This window comes from Micromonospora yasonensis (genome assembly GCF_026013475.1).
In the GTDB taxonomy this organism is placed as follows: domain Bacteria; phylum Actinomycetota; class Actinomycetes; order Mycobacteriales; family Micromonosporaceae; genus Micromonospora; species Micromonospora yasonensis.
Map to the genome: position 1 here is coordinate 30,399 of NZ_JAPDPH010000026.1, position 19,599 is coordinate 49,997.

Annotated in this window: 17 protein-coding genes; 10 read left to right on the top strand and 7 right to left on the bottom strand. The window is 73.5% G+C overall.

Annotated features, from left to right (window positions below):
- Positions 1-3: 3 nt before the first annotated feature.
- Positions 4-1,032, bottom strand: coding sequence for a deoxyribose-phosphate aldolase (deoC, locus tag ONA70_RS08535; RefSeq protein ID WP_265005799.1), 1,029 nt, complete (start codon positions 1,030-1,032; stop codon positions 4-6).
- Between the two features lie 136 nt (positions 1,033-1,168).
- Here deoC and upp point away from each other — a divergent pair, with 136 nt between their 5' ends.
- Both upp and ONA70_RS08545 read left to right on the top strand, forming a co-directional pair.
- Positions 1,169-1,801, top strand: a complete 633-nt coding sequence (gene upp, locus ONA70_RS08540; protein WP_265005800.1) for a uracil phosphoribosyltransferase — start codon at positions 1,169-1,171, stop codon at positions 1,799-1,801.
- Positions 1,802-1,962: 161 nt separating this feature from the next.
- Positions 1,963-2,637 carry a GOLPH3/VPS74 family protein gene (locus tag ONA70_RS08545; protein ID WP_265005801.1) on the top strand — a complete coding sequence of 225 codons (675 nt, stop codon included), beginning with the start codon at positions 1,963-1,965 and terminating at the stop codon, positions 2,635-2,637.
- A gap of 84 nt (positions 2,638-2,721) precedes the next feature.
- Here the strand turns inward: ONA70_RS08545 and ONA70_RS08550 are convergent, their stop codons facing one another.
- Positions 2,722-4,389: a phospho-sugar mutase gene (locus ONA70_RS08550; RefSeq protein WP_265005802.1), complete on the bottom strand. Its 1,668-nt coding sequence runs from the start codon at positions 4,387-4,389 to the stop codon at positions 2,722-2,724.
- 49 nt (positions 4,390-4,438) lie between these two features.
- On the bottom strand, positions 4,439-6,478 hold the full coding sequence (locus ONA70_RS08555; protein WP_265005803.1) for a serine/threonine-protein kinase: 2,040 nt from the start codon (positions 6,476-6,478) through the stop codon (positions 4,439-4,441).
- A gap of 210 nt (positions 6,479-6,688) precedes the next feature.
- Here ONA70_RS08555 and ONA70_RS08560 point away from each other — a divergent pair, with 210 nt between their 5' ends.
- Positions 6,689-8,272 (top strand): acyl-CoA mutase large subunit family protein, encoded by a 1,584-nt coding sequence (locus tag ONA70_RS08560; protein ID WP_265005804.1) that lies wholly within the window; start codon positions 6,689-6,691, stop codon positions 8,270-8,272.
- A 706-nt stretch (positions 8,273-8,978) separates the two neighbouring features.
- Positions 8,979-10,238, top strand: coding sequence for an amidohydrolase (locus ONA70_RS08565; protein ID WP_265005805.1), 1,260 nt, complete (start codon positions 8,979-8,981; stop codon positions 10,236-10,238).
- Here the strand turns inward: ONA70_RS08565 and ONA70_RS08570 are convergent.
- Positions 10,195-11,139, bottom strand: a complete 945-nt coding sequence (locus tag ONA70_RS08570; protein WP_265005806.1) for a DUF4349 domain-containing protein — start codon at positions 11,137-11,139, stop codon at positions 10,195-10,197. The genes ONA70_RS08565 and ONA70_RS08570 overlap by 44 nt on opposite strands.
- A 196-nt stretch (positions 11,140-11,335) precedes the next feature.
- On the opposite strand from ONA70_RS08570, the gene ONA70_RS08575 reads away from it, so the two are divergent.
- Genes ONA70_RS08575 through ONA70_RS08590 form a run of 4 tightly spaced genes read left to right on the top strand, consistent with a single transcriptional unit; the run spans position 11,336 to position 14,686 of the window.
- A complete protein-coding gene (locus ONA70_RS08575; protein WP_265005807.1) occupies positions 11,336-11,965 on the top strand; it encodes an MBL fold metallo-hydrolase in 630 nt (209 codons plus the stop codon).
- Between the two features lie 5 nt (positions 11,966-11,970).
- Positions 11,971-12,897, top strand: coding sequence for a coiled-coil domain-containing protein (locus ONA70_RS08580; RefSeq protein WP_265005808.1), 927 nt, complete (start codon positions 11,971-11,973; stop codon positions 12,895-12,897).
- 43 nt (positions 12,898-12,940) lie between these two features.
- Entirely contained in the window at positions 12,941-13,681 is a 741-nt protein-coding gene (locus ONA70_RS08585) for an SCO6745 family protein (protein ID WP_265005809.1), read from the top strand.
- A gap of 42 nt (positions 13,682-13,723) precedes the next feature.
- Positions 13,724-14,686, top strand: coding sequence for a GNAT family N-acetyltransferase (locus ONA70_RS08590; protein ID WP_265005810.1), 963 nt, complete (start codon positions 13,724-13,726; stop codon positions 14,684-14,686).
- Between the two features lie 74 nt (positions 14,687-14,760).
- Here the strand turns inward: ONA70_RS08590 and ONA70_RS08595 are convergent, their stop codons facing one another.
- Positions 14,761-15,216 (bottom strand): gamma-glutamylcyclotransferase, encoded by a 456-nt coding sequence (locus tag ONA70_RS08595; protein ID WP_265005811.1) that lies wholly within the window; start codon positions 15,214-15,216, stop codon positions 14,761-14,763.
- A 106-nt stretch (positions 15,217-15,322) separates the two neighbouring features.
- Between ONA70_RS08595 and ONA70_RS08600 the strand changes: the two genes are divergently transcribed.
- Positions 15,323-16,726, top strand: coding sequence for an NAD(P)H-quinone dehydrogenase (locus tag ONA70_RS08600; protein ID WP_265005812.1), 1,404 nt, complete (start codon positions 15,323-15,325; stop codon positions 16,724-16,726).
- Here the strand turns inward: ONA70_RS08600 and ONA70_RS08605 are convergent.
- Both ONA70_RS08605 and ONA70_RS08610 read right to left on the bottom strand, forming a co-directional pair.
- Positions 16,704-17,393, bottom strand: coding sequence for a DUF998 domain-containing protein (locus ONA70_RS08605; protein ID WP_265005813.1), 690 nt, complete (start codon positions 17,391-17,393; stop codon positions 16,704-16,706). The genes ONA70_RS08600 and ONA70_RS08605 overlap by 23 nt on opposite strands.
- Positions 17,394-17,479: 86 nt before the next feature.
- Positions 17,480-18,100, bottom strand: a complete 621-nt coding sequence (locus tag ONA70_RS08610; RefSeq protein ID WP_265005814.1) for a DedA family protein — start codon at positions 18,098-18,100, stop codon at positions 17,480-17,482.
- A gap of 505 nt (positions 18,101-18,605) precedes the next feature.
- On the opposite strand from ONA70_RS08610, the gene ONA70_RS08615 reads away from it, so the two are divergent.
- The coding region (locus tag ONA70_RS08615; protein WP_265005815.1) for an aminoacyl--tRNA ligase-related protein at positions 18,606-19,599 on the top strand (994 nt) is incomplete at its 3' end.

Genomic DNA, 19,599 nt, shown 5'->3' on the forward strand with positions numbered 1-19,599 from the left:
CGCTCAGTCCAGGGTGAAGTAGTCGGGACCGGAGTAGACGCCGGTCGTCAGCTTGGTGCGCTGCATGAGCAGGTCGTTGAGCAGGCTGGACGCGCCGAACCGGAACCAGTCCGGGTCCAGCCAGTCCGGGCCGACGGTCTCGTTGACCATGACCAGGTACTTGATCGCGTCCTTGCTGGTCTTGATGCCGCCGGCCGGCTTCACGCCGACCTGCCGCCCGGTGGCGGCGCGGAAGTCGCGGACCGCCTCCAGCATCACCAGGGTCACCGGCATGGTGGCCGCGACCGGGACCTTGCCGGTGGAGGTCTTGATGAAGTCGCCGCCGGCCAGCATGGCCAGCCAGGAGGCCCGCCGCACGTTGTCGTACGTGGCCAGCTCGCCGGTCTCCAGGATCACCTTGAGATGGGCGTCCCCGCAGGCCTCCTTGGTGGCCACGATCTCGTCGTAGACCTCCTGGTAGCGGCCGGCCAGGAAGGCGCCCCGGTTGATCACCATGTCGATCTCGTCGGCGCCGGCCGCGACCGCCGCCCGGGTGTCGGCGAGCTTGACGTCGAGGGGAGCCTGGCCGGACGGGAAGGCGGTCGCCACGCTGGCCAGGTGCACAATGCCAAGTCCGGCCGGCGCAGCGCCGTCCGCCTGTCCCGGTCCGCCGGATGGCCGCCCGGACCCGGCACCGCTGCCGCGCAGCACCTCGGCGACGTACGGGACCATCGCGGGATAGACGCAGACCGCGCCGACGTGCGGGCAGGACGGGTCAGCCGGGTCGGGGCGCAGCGCCTTGGTGGCGAGCGCCCGCACCTTGCCGGGGGTGTCGGCCCCTTCGAGGGTGGTCAGGTCGACCATTCGGATCGCCAGGTCGATGGCCTGGGCCTTGGCCGTGGTCTTGATGGAGCGGGTGCCGAGTTGTGCCGCCCGCTGCTCCGCGCCGACCTGGTCCACGCCGGGCAGGCCGTGCAGGAAGGTCCGCAGAGCGGTCTCGGATCGTCCCAGCTCGGAGAGGTCCGACCGGGCCGACGTCGCTGTCGCCGTCATGCCCCGAATAGTACGCACCCGCGAGTCGAGTGATCTTGGTCACGTCTGCCCGTTCGTGAGCGCGGCACGTGAGCGGCGTCGCTGGTGAACCGGCACCCGCACTGCGGCGCGTCGGAGCGCGGTAGGTTGAGCGATCGTGGACGTACACGTCATTGACCACCCGCTCGCCCAGTCGCGGCTGACCGCCATGCGGGACGCCCGGACCGACTCGGCGACGTTCCGGGCCGCGCTGCACGAACTCACCATGATGCTGGTGTACGAGGCGGCGCGCTCGTTCCCGGTGGAGAAGTACCCGGTCCAGACGCCGGTCACCGCCGCCGAGGGCACCCGGTTGGCGAACCCGCCGTTGCTGGTGCCGGTGCTGCGGGCCGGTCTCGGCATGGCCGACGCCGCGCTCGGGCTGCTGCCCGAGTCGTCGATGGGCTTCGTCGGCCTGGCCCGCGACGAGGAGACGTACGAGCCTCGTGCGTACATGGAGTCGCTGCCCCGGGACCTCGCCGGCCTGCCGGTGCTGGTGCTCGACCCGATGCTGGCCACCGGCGGCTCGCTGGAGCACTGCTGCCGGCTGCTCGCCGACCGGGGCTGCACCGACATCACGGTGCTGTGCGTCCTCGCCGCGCCCGTCGGCATCGAGCGGCTGGAGCGGAGCGGCCTGCCGTTGCGCCTGGTCACCGCCGCGATCGACGAGGGCCTCAACGACCGGATGTTCATCGTCCCCGGCCTCGGCGACGCGGGCGACCGCCAGTTCGGCGGCATGCCCCGCTTCTGACGTTCGCTTGCGCGGCCGCGTCCCGGCCCGAGGCCGCTGATTCATGGAAAGAGGGCTCATTCCGCCTCGGATTGGCCCTCTTTCCGTGAATCAGGCGAGTGCCGAGAGCGCGTGGGCGAGTCCGTGCGCGGGGGTGCGGAGAGGCGCTAGCGTTCCGGGCCATGACTGGTGTTGCGCTCGCCGAAGAGCTGCTGCTCCTCGCCTACGACGACGAAACCGGCAAGGCGACCATGCCGCGGATCAGCCTGGACCTCGGGATGGCCGCCGCGGTGCTGGTCGAGCTGGCCCTGGCCGGCCGGATCGCGTACGCCGAGGGTTCCCTGGCGGTCGTCGACCCGGCGCCGACCGGCGAGCCCATCGCCGACGCGGTCCTCGCCAAGGTCGCCGCCGACACCCCGCACACCCCGTCGTCCTGGGTGCAGCGGCTGCGGCACGGCCTGCGCGACCGGATCCTCGGCGACCTGTGCGGCCGGGGCGTGGTGCGGGACGTCGACGAGACCGAGTTGGGCTTCATCCACGTGCACCGGTACCCGGTGGCCGACGCCTCCGTGGAGGCGGAAATCCGGCGCCGGCTGGCGGAGGCGCTGACCAGCGGGCAACTCCCCGACGAGCGGACCGCCGCGCTCGCCACCCTGGTGGCGGTGCTGCGCATGGAGCCGGCCCTCGGCCTGAGCGGGACCGCCGCGGCGGAGGCCCGCAAGCGGCTGGAGGAGATCGCCAGCAGCGCCGGCTTCTCCGGCGACATCAGCCTGGACGACAGTGTCGTGCGCCCGTCGATCAGCCTGGTCATCGCGGCCCTGGCGCAGGCCGTCGACGCCGCCCTCGGCAAGCGGTAAGGAAGGGCCCCTTCTTAACGCCTCCGGTAGAGCACGGGCCCCCTTTTAACAAGCAGGTGTTAAGAAGGGGCCCGTGCTTGGGTCTCAGAGGCCGAGGGCGGTGGCGATCTCGGTGCGCAGCGCGGCCACCGCGGCGTGCGCCCGCTGCCGGGCCGCGGCGACGTCGCCGTCCGCGACCGGCTCCACCACCTCGAGGTACGCCTTGAGCTTCGGCTCGGTGCCGGAAGGGCGGATCACCACCCGGGCGGCATCGGTGCGCAGGATCACCACGTCCGCCCCGGGCAGCAGGTCCGACGCCTCGGTGACCGGGTGCCCGAGCAGCGCGGTCGGGGTGGCCGCCCGGATCCGGGCCATGGCGTCGGCGATCACCCGCAGGTCGTCCACCCGGACCGAGAGCTGGTCGGTGTGGTGCACGCCGAACTCGGCGGCCAGCTCGTCCAGCCGGTCGGTGAGCGTACGGCCCTGGGCCTTGAGGCCGGCCGCCAGTTCGGCGACGGTGAGCGCGGCGGTGATGCCGTCCTTGTCGCGGACGTGCTCCGGGGCGACGCAGTAGCCGAGCGCCTCCTCGTAGCCGAAGACCAGCGGCTCGGCCCTGCCGCCGGCCCGGACGATCCACTTGAACCCGGTCAGCGTCTCGTCGTACGGCAGGCCCCGGGCCGTGCACATCGCCCGCAGCAGGGTCGACGAGACGATGGTGGTGGCGTACAGGCCGGTGACCCCGCGCCGCATCAGGTGGTCGGCGAGCAGCGCGCCCACCTCGTCCCCGCGCAGCATCCGCCACCCGCCCGCGCCGTCCGGGACGGCCACCGCGCAGCGGTCCGCGTCCGGGTCGTTGGCGATGGCGATGTCCGCGCCGATCGTGCCGGCCAGCGCGACGAGCTTGTCGACCGCGCCCGGCTCCTCGGGGTTGGGGAAGCTCACCGTCGGGAAGGCCGGGTCCGGCTCGGCCTGGTCGGGCACCACGCCCGGCACCGCGAACCCGGCCTGGGCGAAGGCGGCGGTCAGCACAGCCGCCCCGACCCCGTGCAGCGGGGTGTACGCCACCTTCAGGTCGCGCGGGCCGGTCGGGTCGACCACCTCGGCGGCCTGCCGCACGTAGGCGGCGACCAGATCGTCGCCCAGCACCTCGCCGGGCGGGCCGAGCGGGACCTTCGCCAGCGGGCCGACCGTCCGGATGGCCGTCTCGATGCCGGTGTCGGCCGGCGGCACGATCTGCGCGCCCGCGCCGAGTTCCCCGCCGAGGCCGGCGCCCAGGTAGACCTTGTACCCGTTGTCCTGCGGCGGGTTGTGGCTGGCGGTGACCATCACGCCGGCCACCGCGCCCAGGTGCCGCACGGCGTACGCGAGCACCGGGGTGGGCAGCGGGCGGGGCAGCAGCAGCGCCGGGCGACCCGCGCCGGTAGCGACCTGGGCGGTGCGCTCGGCGAAGGCCCGCGAGCCGTGCCGGGCGTCGTACCCGATCACGAGCGGGCCCTCGCCACCCTGGTCGGCGAGCCAGGCGACCAGCCCGGCGGCGGCCTGGGTGACCACCGCGAGGTTCATGCCGTTCGGACCGGCCCGCAGCGGGCCGCGCAGCCCGGCGGTGCCGAAGGTCAGCGGCCCGGCGAACCGGTCGGCCAGTTCGGGCGCGGTGCCCGGCAGGCCGTCCAGGACCGCGTGCAGCTCGTCGCGGCTGGCCGGGTCGGGGTCGTCGTCGAGCCACCGCCGGGCCTGGTCGCGAAGTTCGTCAAGATCAGTGGTATCCGCCGCCATTGCCTCTTGATAGCACGGCGGCGGATCACCACGGTCCGTCGGCCTCGGCTCAGCTGCCCCCGCCGAACTTGAACGAACTCGCCATCGTGTCGAAGATCGGCTTGCTGGCGGCGAAGTCGGCCTCGTTCGCGGTCAGGAAGAACGAGTAGACCTTGCCGTCCTGCACCACGCCCCGCCACACCCCGTGCCGCTTGGCGTCGCCGTCGCCGCAGGTGTACTCGAACTCGGCGGCCGGCTTGTCGGCCAGCGTCGTCTCGGTCATCGCGAGCTGCTCGTACGGCTTGACGCAGGACTTGGCCTTGGTCCCCAGGTTGCGGGAGGCGGACTCCGCCCAGCTGGTCGAGGTGCCCTCCCACTTCTCGGCGAGGACCCGCACCTTACGGCCGTCCTGCTGCGGGTCGACGAAGTCGACAAAGACGCCGCCGGACTTCTTCTCCCAGCCCTTCGGCACCTGGAGGGTGACGCCCTTGACGGACTGCTCCTGCATGTCCACCGGGGGCGCGGCCTGGGCCGTCCCGCTGGGCATCGAGGTCACGATCGGCGGCGGGGTCTTGTCGTCGCCGCCGGAGAGGGCGATCACCGTGACCAGCAGCACCACGGCCACCGCGCCGGCCACCGCGAGCTGCACCTTGCGCGGCCAGCCCTTGACCGTGCCGACGAGCTGGCCGACGCCCTTGGCCCCGCCGGGGCCGCTGCCGGATGCCGGGGCCGGCGCGGCCCACGGCTGGCCGGTGCCCGGCACCGACCACTGGTTGCCGGCGTAGACGGGCTGGGTGGCCTCGGCGCCCCGGCCGTAGACGGGCTGGGTGGCGTCCGGCCGGAAGCCGGGCGTGATCCGCTGGGTGGCGTCGGGCCGCACGCCGGGCGTGATCCGCTGGGTGGCGTCCGGCGTCGTGCCGCCCCCGGCCCACGGGGTGGCGTCCGGCGAGATGCGCTGGGTCGCCTCCGGCATGGCGCCGGTGGGGGTGTGCAGCGGGCCGGCCAGGGCCTCGGCGCTGGGGTCGTCGAGCGCGGCGGCCGTCGGCTCGGGACGCTCGCCCCGGCGCAGGGCGGCGAGGCGGTCGGTCAGTGACTCACCGGGGCCGATCATCGCCCGGCCGCCGATCTGCCCGCTCGGCTTCGGTTCCGGGGCGACCGGCGGCGGCGTGGCCGGCCGCTGCGCCGGCACCACCGCGTACGGGTCGGTGACCGAGTTGACCGCGGTGGCGGTGCTGGTCAGCGGGCCGGCGAGCAGCTCGCGCAGCATGGCGCGGGCGGTGTGCACGTCCAGCCGGCGGGCCGGGTCCTTCTCCAGCAGGCCCATCAGCACCCGGGTCAGCGGGCCGCTGCGCTGGGGCGTGGCCGGCGGGTCCTCGACCACGGCGTGCATGGTCTCGATCGGGTCGCCCCGGTCGAACGGGGGCCGCCCCTCGACCGCGGTGTAGAGGGTGACGCCGAGCGAGAAGAGGTCGCTGGGCGGGCCGAAATCCTGCCCCATGGCCCGCTCGGGGGAGATGAAGTGCGGCGAGCCGAGCACCATGCCGGGCGTGGTGAGCTGCACGTCGGTGGGCATCCGGGCGACGCCGAAGTCGGTCAGCACGCAGCGGCCGTCGGAGCAGATCAGCACGTTGGCCGGCTTGACGTCGCGGTGCAGCACGCCGATCGCGTGCGCCACCTCCAGGGCGCCGAGCAGCGCGATGCCGATCTTGGCGACCGCCCGGGGCGCGATCGGCCCGTCCTCGATCACCATGTCGGCGAGGCTGCGGGCGTCCAGCAGTTCCATCACGATCCACGGGCGGCCGTCCTCGGTCACCACGTCGTACACCTGGACCACGGCCGGGTGCTGGATCGCGGCGGCGGCGCGGGCCTCACGCAGCGTCCGTTCGTACATCGCGTCGCGGTCGCTGGGGGCCAGACCTGGCGGCAGGACGACCTCCTTCACCGCCACGTCGCGGCGCAGCAGCGTGTCGGTCGCCCGCCAGACCGTGCCCATGCCACCGTTGCCCACCGGCGACCGCAGCGAGTAGCGACCACCGATGGTGGTGCCGGGTGCCGCACGTCCAGTGGGGGGACTGACTGGTCCGCTGCTCCACGTCGGGATCTGAGTCACTGAAAAGCCACCGGGGGATATCGAGGGGGCTGGGACACAACCCCCCTATCTTGCTGGTTCCGACGGCCGATGCGAAACCCGACGCGGCGGACCTTTACCTAACTCGACCGTACGTGGCGGCCCACTCACCGGCCGACCACCCCTAGGACCAGCCCCGATTGTGCGGAATCCCTCACTCGTCGATGTCTGGCCGCGTCCTACCATCCGGGGATGAGCGAACGGCGGTCGAGCGAGTCCGGTTTCCCGATCAAGGGCGTCTACACGGCGGAGGACCTGCCCGGGGAACTGGCGGAGCGGCTGGGTGCCCCGGGCGAGTACCCGTACGCCCGAGGGGTCTACCCGACGATGTACACCTCCCGCCCGTGGACCATGCGGCAGTACGCCGGCTTCGGCATCGCCACCGAGTCCAACGCGCGCTACCACCAGCTGCTGCGCGCCGGCACCATGGGCCTTTCCGTCGCGTTCGACCTGCCCACCCAGATGGGGTACGACTCCGACGACCCGATCGCGCACGGCGAGGTGGGCAAGGTCGGCGTCGCCATCGACTCCATCGAGGACATGCGGCTGCTCTTCGACGGCATCCCGCTGGACAAGGTCTCCACCTCGATGACCATCAACGCGCCCGGCTCGGTGCTGCTGCTGCTCTACCAGCTCGTCGCCGAGGAGTCCGGGGTGCCGGGCTCGGCGCTGAACGGCACCATCCAGAACGACATCCTCAAGGAGTACATCGCCCGGGGGACGTACATCTTCCCGCCGAAGCCGTCGCTGCGGCTGGTCGCCGACACCTTCGCGTACTGCCGCGCCGAGGTGCCGAAGTGGAACACCATCTCCATCTCCGGCTACCACATGGCGGAGGCCGGCGCGACGCCCGCGCAGGAGATCGCGTTCACCCTGGCCAACGGCGTGGAGTACGTCCGCGCGGCGCTCGCGGCCGGGCTGGCCGTGGACGACTTCGCCCCCCGGCTGTCGTTCTTCTTCGTCGCCCGCACGACCCTGCTGGAGGAGGTCGCCAAGTTCCGGGCGGCCCGCCGCCTGTGGGCCCGGCTGATGCGCGACGAGTTCGGGGCGAAGAACCCGAAGTCGATGATGCTGCGGTTCCACACCCAGACGGCCGGCGTGCAGCTCACCGCGCAGCAGCCGGAGGTGAACCTGGTCCGGGTGGCGATCCAGGGCCTCGGCGCGGTGCTCGGTGGCACCCAGTCGCTGCACACCAACAGCTTCGACGAGGCGATCGCGCTGCCCACCGAGAAGGCGGCCCGGTTGGCCCTGCGCACCCAGCAGGTGCTGGCGTACGAGACGGACCTGACCGCCACCGTGGACCCGTTCGCCGGGTCGTACGTGGTGGAGGCGATGACCGCCGAGATCGAGGCGGCCGCCGACGAGCTGATGCAGCGGGTCTTCGACCACGGCTCGGCGGTGGACGCGATCGAGGCCGGCTTCCAGAAGCGGGAGATCGAGCAGTCCGCCTACCGGATCGCGCAGGAGATCGACTCCGGCGAGCGGGTGGTGGTCGGGCTCAACCGGTTCCAGATCGACGAGGAGGAGCCGTACGAGCCGCTGCGGGTCGACCCGGCGATCGAGGTCGCCCAGGCCGAGCGGCTGGCCAAGCTGCGCGCCGGGCGGGACGCCGGCGCGGTCGAACGGGCCCTGGCCGAGCTGCGTGCCGCCGCCGGGGGCAACCGGAACGTGCTCTACCCGATGAAGGACGCGCTGCGCGCCAAGGCCACGGTCGGCGAGGTCTGCGGGACGCTGCGCGAGGTGTGGGGGACGTACCGGCCGAGCGACCGGTTCTGAGCTGCTCCGACGGCGGCCTGCGGCGGCACCTCCCCGGGTGCCCGGCGTGGGCCGCCCGCTTTCGCTAGGGGAACCCCTGAGCTGGGCGGATGCTCTCGTCACAGGGGTCCTCGCGGGCGTACAGTCGATCGTCTCCCCGTACACGGGCGGGGCGGTGACGGCTCCGCGAAGGTGCCGGCGGCACCTTCGATGCGGGCCCTCCCGGGCGACGTCGCCCGGCCCGGCCCGCCGCCCGGGCACGTGTGCGGACGACTGCTGCGGGTCGCGGCGTGGCGTCAGACGCGCCGAGCCGGAGTGGTCGGTCGGAATGCGGGTAACCCGATCGGGTGATCGGGACGGACAGCGTGTGCGGTCGCACTCCGGAACGCCGTGTCACCCTCGGGAGTCGTTCGACAGCTGAGCGTTGTCGCGCAATTGTCCGAGCGGCAGTTAATTGGCGCGACTAATGCGACAATTCGGAACGGCGGCCCAGGATTTGTGACCGCTGAATCGGTTACGCGTTGTAGGAGGTGTGGGACAGATGACGGCACTCAACCCCGATCTACCTGCTGTCCCGCAGATATTCGAGCCCTCCCACCAGGGCATTCGTGACGCTGTGCGGTCCGACCGTTACCCGAAAGATGTTGCACAGCGTCACCGTCGAAGGTCTAGGCTGTCGGCTGTTCTTCCCGAAGATCCATCCATCTCTAGTGATCGAGAATTCGACGTGACGAGTGCGTTGACGCTGCCGTCCGGCAGCCCACTGGCGTCGTCCTGGCCGGAGGCGCCATCCGGGTCCCAACCCCTGCCCTTCGAGCTGGATCACCTGCTCGCCCTCCGGGTACCCGGGCTCATCGCCACCCGGCGTCACATCCACTCCCACCCGGAGCTGTCCGGCGAGGAGTTCGAGACGGCCGCCCTGATCCACCGGGAACTCTCCCTCGCCGGGCTGAAGCCGCGACTGCTGCCCAAGGGCAACGGCGTCATCTGCGACATCGACGGGCGCCCGGACGGCCCGGTGATCGCGCTCCGCGCCGACATCGACGCGCTGCCGCTGACCGACCCGAAGGACGTGCCGTACCAGTCGACCGTGGACGGGGTCTGCCACGCCTGCGGGCACGACGTGCACACCACGGTGATGCTCGGGGTCGGCATGCTGCTGGCCCAGCTCGCCGACCTCGGCCAGCTCGACGGGCGGGTCCGGCTCATCTTCCAGCCGGCCGAGGAGATCCTCCCCTGCGGCTCGCTGGAGGTCATCGAGGCCGGCGGCCTGGACGACGTGGTGCAGATCTTCGCCGTGCACTGCGACCCGAACCTGCCGGTCGGCCGGGTCGGCCTGCGGGTCGGCCCGATCACCGCCGCCGCCGACAACGTCACCGTCCGGCTCACCGGCCCGGGCGGGCACACCGCCCGACCGCACCTGACGGTCGACCTGGTCGACGCGCTCGGCCGGCTGGTCACCGAGGTGCCGGCCCTGGTCAGCCGCCGGGTGCCGGCCAACAGCGGGCTGCTGCTGGTGTTCGGCCACGCGTCGGCCGGCACCCGCTACAACGTCATCCCGTCCGAGGCGTGCGCCGCCGGCACCCTGCGGGTGATGGACCGCGACACCTGGGACCAGGCCCCGAAGATCGTGGCGCAGGTGGTCCGGGACGTCATCGCCCCGACCGGGGCCACCGTGGACCTGGAGTACCTGCGCGGCCGCCCGCCGGTGACCAACGACGCCCGGGCTATCGGCGTGCTCACCGCCGCCACCGCGGCGGCGCTGGGCCCCGAGGGGATCGCGGAGACCCCGCAGAGCATGGGCGGCGAGGACTTCTCCTGGTACCTGGAGCACGTGCCGGGCGCGCTCGCCCGCCTCGGCGTCGGCCGGAACGGGCCCAACGTGGACCTGCACCGGGCCTCGTTCGACGTGGACGAGCGCGTCATCCCGGTCGGCGTACGCCTCATGGTGCAGACCGCGTTGCGGGCACTGGCGGCGGCCCGCTAGGCGCCGGACCATCGACCGGACCGGCCGGTCCCGGCACCGCCGGGGTCGGACCGGCCGGCGGCCCGCGCCGGGCCCGTCGGCGGCGTGCGCGCCGGACCAGCAACCCCACCGGTACGCCGATCACCAGCGCGAACGGCAGCACCGCGCCCAGCACGGTGAGCAGCACGAAGAACGTGGTGACGAAGACGTCCCAGCCACCCTTCAGCCCGACCAGGAAGCCGAGTTCCGGTCCCTCGTCGGCGGTGGTGGCATCGGGGCCGCGGAAGGTCACCGTGATCGTGGAGAGCGCGGTCAGGTCGGCCAGGCGACGCTTCTTCGCCTCCAGCGACGCCAGGTCGGCCTCCCGCCGGCCCACCTCGTTCTCCAGGTTGACCAACTCGTTGATCGTGGTGGCCCGGGCCAGCAACTTGCGGGCACTGTCCACCCGGGCGCGCTGGGTGGCGATCCGGGCGTCCAGGTCGACCGTCTCCTCGGTGACGTCCTGCGTCCGGATCTCCCGTCGCTCCTGCTCGCCCAGGCCGGCCAGCTCGTCGATGACCCTGGTGAACCGGTCCGCCGGTACCCGCAGGGTCAGCTCGGCCCGGGCGTCCGAGGAGTCGCTGCTGCGCTGGTCGCCGCCGACGAAACCGCCTGCCGCCGTCACCCGGTCGGTCGCCTTGCGGGCCGCCCGGTCCACGTCCGCCACCCGGACCTGCATGGTTCCCGTGTAGATGATCGACCGTTGGTCCACCCGCAGGTCGGCTCCGCCCGAGCCGGTCGCGGCCGGGGCCGCCTTCTCCGGGGCCGCGCCGGCCCCCGCGTCCGCGACGCCGCCTGCTGCCGGCGCCCGCCCGGAATCGGAGGCGCTGTTCCCGCCGTCCGCGCCGCAACCCGCCGCGACCAGCACTGCGGCCAACCCCATCGCGGCCAGGAGTACGCCCCCGCGGCGTCTTCCTCGTGCCCTCAACTGATGATTCGCTCGCTCGCGCTCGCTCATATCCCCGCTCCGCTCCTCGACGACCCCGCGCCGGGGCCGATACCTCGGACGCGACGCGCCATCGCGCCGGTTCCGGCAGACTGCGACGAGGACGTCACGATTCGATAATCGAGGAGTCACGATGCAGGTCACCAAGTACGGCCACTCCTGCCTCCGGATCGAGCACGACGGGGGCGTGGTCGTCGTGGACCCCGGTGGCTACAGCGAGCCCGAGGCGCTGGACGGGGCGGACGCGGTGCTGATCACCCACGAGCACCCCGACCACGTGAACGTCGAGGCGCTGACCCGCGCGCTGGAGCGCCGCCCGGCCACGGTCCACGGCCCGGCCTCGCTCGCCGGCGTCCTCGGCGACGCGGCGGAGGCACTGGTCGCGGTCGCGCCGGGCGAGTCGTTCACCGCCGCCGGCGTGCCGGTCCGGGCGTACGGCGGCCAGCACGCGGTCATCCACCCGGACATCCCGGTGATCCAGAACCTGGGCTACGTGTTCAACGACGTGATCTACCACCCGGGGGACTCGCTGGTGGTCCCGGACGACATCCAGGTGGACACCCTCTTCGCCCCGATCCACGCCCCCTGGAACAAGTTCTCCGAGGTGGTCGACTTCATCCGGGCGGTCGCCCCGCGACGGGCGTACGCGCTGCACGACGGGCTGCTCAACGCCAACGGTTTCGGCGTGCTCGACCGGCAGTACACCGCGCTGTCGAACACCGACTACCGTCGACTCGAACCGGGCACCCGGATCGACGCCTGACCACCGTGCCCGGACCCACCCCCGACCCGGTCCAGCGGCTGTACGCGACCCCACCGGACCGGTTCGTCGCAGCCCGGGACGCCGCCGTGGCCGACGCGCGCCGCTCCGGCGATCCCAAGGCGGCCCGGGAGATCGGCCGGCTGCGCCGGCCCACCGTGGCCGCCTGGCTGGTCAACCTGCTCGCCATCCGCCGCCCCGAACTGGTCGCCGACCTCGCCCAGCTCGCCGAGTCGCTGCGCACCGCTCAGCGTGAGCTGCGCGGCGCCAAGTTGCGCGAGCTGTCCGCGCAGCGCCGGGCCGTGGTTGGTGCCCTCGTCACCGAGGTACGCAAGCTGGCCGCCGCCGAGCCGGGTGCCCCGCCGGTCGGGAAGCTGCCGCTGGCCGAGGTGGAGGCGACCCTCAACGCCGCGCTCTCCGACGCGGAGGTGGCCGAGCAGATCCGGGCCGGCCGGCTGCTCCGGTCGGTGCACTACGCCGGCTTCGGCGAGGTGCCCCGGCCACAGCTGCGGCTGGTCACCGGGGGCGGCGAGGAGCCACCCGTAGCCGAGCGGCCGGAGAGCAGGCGGGCGCGCGACGAGCGGGCCACGGAACGGGCCGCGCGGGCCGAACGGGCGAAACGCCGCCGGGCCCTGGAACGCGAACTCGCGAAGGCCCGCGACGACCAGGGCCGGGCCGAGCGCGAGCTGGCCGAGGCCACCCGGTCCGAGCAGGACGGCGCCGCGGCCCTGGACCGGATCGAGACCGAGCTGGCCGAGCTGGAACGCCGGCGGGCCGTCGCCGAGCAGGACCTGAGCCGCGCCAAGCTGGCCCGGCGGGGCGCGGAACGGTCGGTCACCGCGGCCCGCCGGCGTACCGGGGAGGTGGAGGGCGCGCTGGAGGCGCTGGACGCCGAAGAGGGGGATGCCGCGGAGGGTGGTCACCGGGCAGACTGACCGTGATGGACGACCAGGATGGACGGGCGGCGGTGCCGCGCCGATGACTCCGGAACAGGTCGCCGCCGCCAGCAAGCCGCTGGTGCTGGAGCTGGGGGAGGCGTTCGCCCGCTCCCCGTCGACGCTGCGCCGGGCCCGGCTGCTCGGCATCTCCGGCTGGGCGTTCTACATTACCGGCCGGGCCGGCGCGCTCGGGGACGTCCGCGCCGAGACGGTCGCCGCCGCGCTCGGCTTCATCGCCCCCGATGCCGTCGCCGACGGCTGGGACGCGGCGGCGCGGACCGTCCGGCCGCTGGAGGTCGCCCTGGCGAACCTGGCCGAGTGCTGCCGGTGGGGCGCCGACCGCCTCGGCGACGCCCCCGTGGCGACCCGCCTGGCCGGCCTGCTGGAACGGGTGGTCGACGCGGCCGAGGGCAGCGGGATGCCGCTCTTCGCCGCCTGGCGGGCGATGCCGGTCCCGGACCGGTCGCCGGGCGCCCGGGTGGCGGTGGCGCTGCTGCTGCTCCGTGAGCACTTCGCCGGGGCGTACCTGCTGGCCGTGCGGGCCGCCGGGATGACCCCGCTCGAGGCGGTGCTGGCCGGGCCCGAGGGCGAGGCGGGGGCTGCGGCCTGCGGCTGGTCACCCCCGTACCCGCCGGTGGGGCCGCTGGTCCGGCGGCGGCTCTGGGCCGAGGCGGTCACCGACCGGCTCGCCTCGACCGCGTTCCGGGCGCTCGACCCCGGCGAGGGGGCGGAACTGCTCAACCTGCTCACCGCCACGCGGCTGCACCTGCGCGGCGGATAAATCAGCGGCGCGAAGCCGGGACGGGCTGCCAGGATCGCCGGCGTGACGCTTCCCGCCGGTTGGACCGCCCGCCGCCCCACCCTCGACGACGTGCCCGCGATCCTCGCGGTGGTGCACGCCGCCGACACCTTCGCCGTCGGCTACCCGGACTTCGACGCCGAGGACGTCCGCGATGCCCTGACCGCTCCCTTCGTCGACATGGCCCGCGACTCGTGGCTCGTCACCGACCCGGACGGCGTCGCGGTCGGCTGGACCATCCTCAGCAACCCCACCGGCGTGGGCCGGGAGTGGGTGGAGGTCTACGTCGATCCGGAGCGCGGGGAAGACCTGCGCGCCCCGCTGCTGGCGCGGCTGCTCGACCGGGTCGCCGAGCGGGCCGCCGAGCGCGGCCTGCCCGGCCTCACCGCTCGCACCGGCGTCTTCGCCCCGGAGACCCGCTGGGCCGCCGAGCTGGTCGAGGCGGGCTTCACCCGGATCAAGCGGTACGTGCGGATGACCCGGTCGCTGGCCGACCTGCCCGCCGAGCCGCCGGCACCGCCCGGGGTGACCGTCCGGCCGCTGCGCCCCGACGACGAGTCGGACCTGCGCGAGTTCCACCGGATCTTCGACACCGCGTTCCGGGACACCCCGGACTACGAGCCGCTCGGCTTCGACCAGTGGCGGGAGCTGATTCCCTCGTACGGCAAGGTCTGGGACGAGTGGTTCGTCGCCGAGGTCGACGGCGTGCCGGCCGGCGCCCTCCAGTCCTCCGACCAGGCCCTCGATCACGACATGGGCTGGGTACGCACGCTCTCGGTGCTGCCGGCCCAGCGGCGGCGCGGGGTGGGGGCGGCGCTGCTGCGCCGGGCCTTCGCCGTCTACGCCGCCAAGGGCCGGTCCGGTGCCGGGCTCGGGGTCGACCTGGCCAACCCGACCGTCCCGGTCACCCTCTACCGCTCGGTCGGGCTGCGCGAGGCGCGCTGGACCGACATGTACGAGCGGAGCGTCACCGCCACGGGTGTGTGACACGCGACCCGCGCTCCGGGGTCGCCGCCCGCCCGGGGGACCGGCCGGAGGAGACTGGACGCGTGGCAGAGCCTCTAGGCCGACGCGGTGCCGGTGGGGCGGGACCGCAGCTCGGTGACGTAGTCGTCCGGCGCGCCCGCCTTCTCCGCCGCGTTCGCGATCTCCGAGACGTACCACGACGTCGGCAGGCCACCCTCGTAGCCGTCGAAGACGTAGACCCACGCGGTCACGTCCCCGTCCAGCGTCGAGACGCGGACGGTGAGCTTCCGGTACGTCCCGGCGGTCACGCCCTCGATCTCGTCGAGCTGGGCGGTGTCGTACGGGTTGATGTCGTAGAGCGCCACGAAGACCCGGTCGCCCGGGGACTCGACCACGGTGCTGACCGAGCCCTCCCAGCCGATGACGCCCTCACCCGCGAAGGTGAACCGCCACCCCTCCAGCCAGCCGGTGCCCACCATCGGCGAATGCGGGCAGTAGGCGCGCATGCGAGCGGGGTCCAGGTTTGAGCCATAAGCGGCGTACAGACGCACGGCGATGACGATAGCCCGGTGGGCGGGTGGGGGAGAATACGACGGAGCGTGTCGAACGCGATGGGGAGAAGAAAGTCACTGTGAGCATTGACGAGGGGCGAGCGCTGTGAGCCAGATCGTGATCATCGGCGGGGGACCGGCCGGGTACGAGGCGGCGCTGGTCGCCGCCCAGCTGGACGCTGATGTCACCGTGGTCGAGGCGGAGGGGGCCGGCGGCGCCTGCGTGCTCTCCGACTGTGTCCCGTCCAAGACCTTCATCGCCAGCTCCGAGGTGGTCACCGGCTACCGGGACACCGAGGAGTTCGGGGTGCACTCCGACGGGCTGGAGGCGGTCACCGTCGACGCCCCGGCGGTGCACGAGCGGGTGAAGCGGCTCGCCCTGGCCCAGTCCGCCGACATCCACACCAAGCTCGTCAAGTCCGGGGTCGAGTTCGTGGCGGGCACCGCCCGGCTGGGCGAGGACACGCTCGGTCACACCCACCGGGTGATCGTCACCCCGGCCGGCGGCGCGGCGGAGTACGCGATCGACGCGTCGACCGTCCTGATCGCCACCGGGGCCACCCCGCGCCAGCTCCCCACCGCCGTACCGGACGGCGAGCGCATCCTGACCTGGCGCCAGGTGTACGACCTGTCCGAGCTGCCCGAGCACCTGATCGTGGTCGGCTCCGGCGTGACCGGCGCCGAGTTCGCCAGCGCGTACCTGGCGATGGGCGTCCAGGTCACCCTGGTCTCCAGCCGGGACCGGGTCATGCCGCACGAGGACGCCGACGCCGCGATGGCGATCGAGCGGGTGTTCCGCAACCGGGGCATGACCATCCTCAACAACTCCCGGGCCGAGGCGGTCCGCCGGATCGGTGACGGCGTCGAGGTGGTGCTCGCCGACGGCCGGGTGGTGGTCGGCTCGCACGCGCTGATCGCGGTCGGCTCGATCCCCAACACCGCCAACCTGGGCATCGCCGAGTACGGCGTCCAGCTCGCCCGGGGCGGCTACGTCACCGTCGACCGGGTGTCCCGGACCAACGTCCCCGGCATCTACGCGGCCGGCGACTGCACCGGGGTGCTGCCGCTGGCCAGCGTCGCCGCCATGCAGGGCCGGATCGCGATGTGGCACGCGCTCGGCGAGGCGGTCCGGCCGCTGCGACTGCGTACCGTCGCGGCGAACGTCTTCACCGACCCCGAGCTGGCCACCGTCGGCGTCTCGCAGAACGAGGTGGACGCCGGCAAGGTCCCGGCCCGCCAGGTGATGCTGCCGCTCTCCGGCAACGCCCGGGCGAAGATGGCCGACCTGGCCGACGGCTTCGTCAAGCTCTTCTGCCGGCCGGCCAGCGGCCAGGTGATCGGCGGGGTGGTGGTGGCGCCGAAGGCCAGTGAGCTGATCCTGCCGATCACCATGGCGGTGGAGAACAACCTGACCGTCAACGAGCTGGCCCAGACCATCACCATCTACCCGAGCCTGTCGGGCTCGATCGCCGAGGCGGCCCGCCAGCTCATGCTCCACGAGCTGGAGTGATCTGCCGCGCCCGGCCGGCGCCGGGCGCCACATCGGCGAGCTGGCGGTGTGCCGGGGCCCGGGATGCCGTCACCTCGCCGACCTCGCGGCGGCGAACCAGGGTCGCCGCGACCACGGCGAGCAGCCCGACCTCCGCGAGGATGAGCAGTCGCTCGGCCAGGCCGATCAGCATCCGGTCCCCCGGGTACGCCGACCAGACCATGGCCCCGGCCAGCACCAGGCTGGTCAGGGTGAGGACGCGCAGCCAGCCGGTGGCCCGCCCGCCCAGCGAGCCGGCGAGCAGCCAGCCGGCCGCCGGCAGGACGAGGAAGGCCACCACCGAGGCGTACCGGTGCAGGTAGGCGGCGGTGCCCATGGCCGTGCCGGGTTCGTTGGTGGGGACCACGGCGGTGACCAGCAGGCCGGCGGCCCAGACGGCGAGCAGCGCCCGCGCCGGCCGGTGCGCTCCGGCCCGGCGCAGCGCCGACCGGAGTACGAGGCTCGCCGCGGCGAGCACCACCATGGCCGTGTCGATGACGCCGCCCCGGTCGGAGACGGCGAAGTCGCTGACGGTCAGCGACCAGGGGTTCAGGTCGTCGTTCACCTCGAGGTGGCCGACCACGGCGAGCACCGCCGCCAGGGCGATCCCGCCGAGGGCCAGCAGGCCGTTCCTCCGGGTTGCAGGCATGCCTCAGCCTGTCGCCGGAACCACCCGAAACGGATCCGGGACGGCCACCCACTTCGTTCCCCGGGTCGCCCCCTAGAGGCCGATCTTCAGTCGGCCGGGACCTTGACCGGGGTCTCGGTACGGGTGTTGCGGGCGCTGATCGCGGTCATCGCCCAGCCGGCCGCGGCGAACCCGGCCGCCGCCACCGCGCCGATCACCGCGAGCCGCCACGCGGATTGGGTGAGCGCCGTGCCGCCCAGGTGGCCGACCAGCGTGCCGTAGCTGGCCCAGCCGAGTGCGGCGGCGGCCTCGTAGAGCAGGAAGAGGCGGTACGGGTACCGGCTGCGCCCGGCCGAGAAGCAGGCGGCCATCCGGCCGCCGGGCACGAAACGGCAGAGCAGGATCACGAGGGGGCCCGGTTCGCGCAGCCCCCGGGTCACCCGGGCGGCGGCCCGGCGGGCCCGCCCCGGCATGACGTGCCGGGCCTGCCGGCGGTCCGGGGCGCGCCGCCCCAGCAGGTAGCAGGCGAGGTCGCCGGAGAAGACGCCGAGCGCGCCGACCGCGATGGTGAGCGGCAGGCTCAGTCCGCCGTAGACGGTCAGCGCGCCGCTGGTGATCATGATGACCTGGGTCGGGACCACCGGTACGAACGCGTCGGCGGCCAGCAGCGCCAGCAGCACGAGGTACGCCCACGCCGGCGACGCGACGTCAGAGATGAGTTCGGGCACGACCGCCACCTCGCCGGATTCCCCCGATGAACCGTTCCGAGCCTGCCCGGGTGTCCGGCGTCACCGAGGGCAGCCCCGCCCGGCGGTGACCGCCGACACGGCAGAGCCACCGATGGACAACGAACCGGCGCCGCCAAATGTGACGCCACGCCGGCGTGGCGCCGTGAGCCGGGGTGGGCGGCGGATCGCCGATTCGCGGCGTACCGTTGACGGGACGCGACCGCGTGGGCGCCGGGTCCCCCGTTCCTGGCGACCGCGTCGCGGCGGGTCGCCGGCAGGTCCCGAGCCGGCGACCCGCACCATCTCCTCGAAATCCGGATGCGTCCGCCGAGCCGTCGCGCGTACCGTCGCGGCATGCGCAGCGCGGTGGTGACCACGACGCCGGGAATCCCCGGCGCGCCGCACTGACGTATCCGTCGACGAGGCCCCGGGGCGAACCGCTCCGGGGCCTCGCGGCGTTCCGGGCCAGCTCGCCTCCGGGTCGTACCCGATCAAGGAGAGCGACATGATCGACCACCGCAGACTCGGCCGGGAGCTGGAGCTGTTCGTCTCCGACCCGCTCGCGGGCGCCGGGTTGCCCATCTGGTTGCCGGCCGGCGCCGCCGCCCGGCACGCGGTCGAGGAGTACGTGCGGGACCTGGAACGCCGCGCCGGCTACCGGCACGTCTACTCGCCGCCGCTGGGCAAACGGGAGCTGTTCGAGATCTCCGGCCACCTCGGCTACTTCGCCGACGACATGTTCCCACCGATGCGGCTGAGCGCGGACGACGAGTTCGTGCTGCGTCCGGCGCTCTGCCCGCACCACGCCCTGGTCTACCGGGCCCGGGGCCGTTCCTATCGCGAGCTGCCGCTGCGGGTCGCCGAGATCGGCGGGATGTACCGGGCGGAGCGGTCCGGGGTGCTCGGCGGGCTGTCCCGGGTCCGCGCCATCTCGCTGAACGACTCGCACAACTTCTGTGCGCTGGAGCAGGTCGGCGACGAGGTACGGGAGATCCTCCGGCTGATCCGCGAGGCGCACGCGGCGCTCGGCGTGCGGCCGGCCGGGTTCCGGCTGTCGCTGCGCGGGCCGGGGGAGAAGTACGTCGGCGACGACGCCCAGTGGGCGCGGGCCGAGGACCTGCTCCGCGCCGCGCTCGACGGGGTCGACTTCACCGAGGGCCCCGGCGAGGCGGCCTTCTACGGTCCGAAGATCGACATCCAGGTCGTCGACGCGGCCGGTCGGGAGTCGACCATCTCCACCATCCAGCTCGACTTCGACAAGCCGGAGAAGTTCGACCTGTCGTACACCGACGCGGACGGCGGCCGGAAGCGGCCGGTGATGGTGCACCGGAGTCTGGTCGGGAGCATGGAGCGGCTCTTCGCGTACCTGATCGAGGTGCACGCGGGTGCCTTCCCGGCCTGGTACGCCCCGGTGCAGCTGGTGCTCCTGCCGGTCGACGACGGCCAGGCCGACGCCGCCCTGGACCTGGCCCGCCGGGCCGAGGCGGCCGGGCTGCGGG

Excerpts from the sequence above, each read along its gene's own strand:
- deoC (WP_265005799.1), bottom strand. The coding sequence starts at position 1,032 with ATGACGGCGACAGCGACGTCGGCCCGGTCGGACCTCTCCGAGCTGGGA.
- ONA70_RS08545 (WP_265005801.1), top strand. The coding sequence starts at position 1,963 with ATGACTGGTGTTGCGCTCGCCGAAGAGCTGCTGCTCCTCGCCTACGAC.
- ONA70_RS08550 (WP_265005802.1), bottom strand. The coding sequence starts at position 4,389 with ATGGCGGCGGATACCACTGATCTTGACGAACTTCGCGACCAGGCCCGG.
- ONA70_RS08560 (WP_265005804.1), top strand. The coding sequence starts at position 6,689 with ATGAGCGAACGGCGGTCGAGCGAGTCCGGTTTCCCGATCAAGGGCGTC.
- ONA70_RS08570 (WP_265005806.1), bottom strand. The coding sequence starts at position 11,139 with ATGGGGTTGGCCGCAGTGCTGGTCGCGGCGGGTTGCGGCGCGGACGGC.
- ONA70_RS08575 (WP_265005807.1), top strand. The coding sequence starts at position 11,336 with ATGCAGGTCACCAAGTACGGCCACTCCTGCCTCCGGATCGAGCACGAC.
- ONA70_RS08585 (WP_265005809.1), top strand. The coding sequence starts at position 12,941 with ATGACTCCGGAACAGGTCGCCGCCGCCAGCAAGCCGCTGGTGCTGGAG.
- ONA70_RS08605 (WP_265005813.1), bottom strand. The coding sequence starts at position 17,393 with ATGCCTGCAACCCGGAGGAACGGCCTGCTGGCCCTCGGCGGGATCGCC.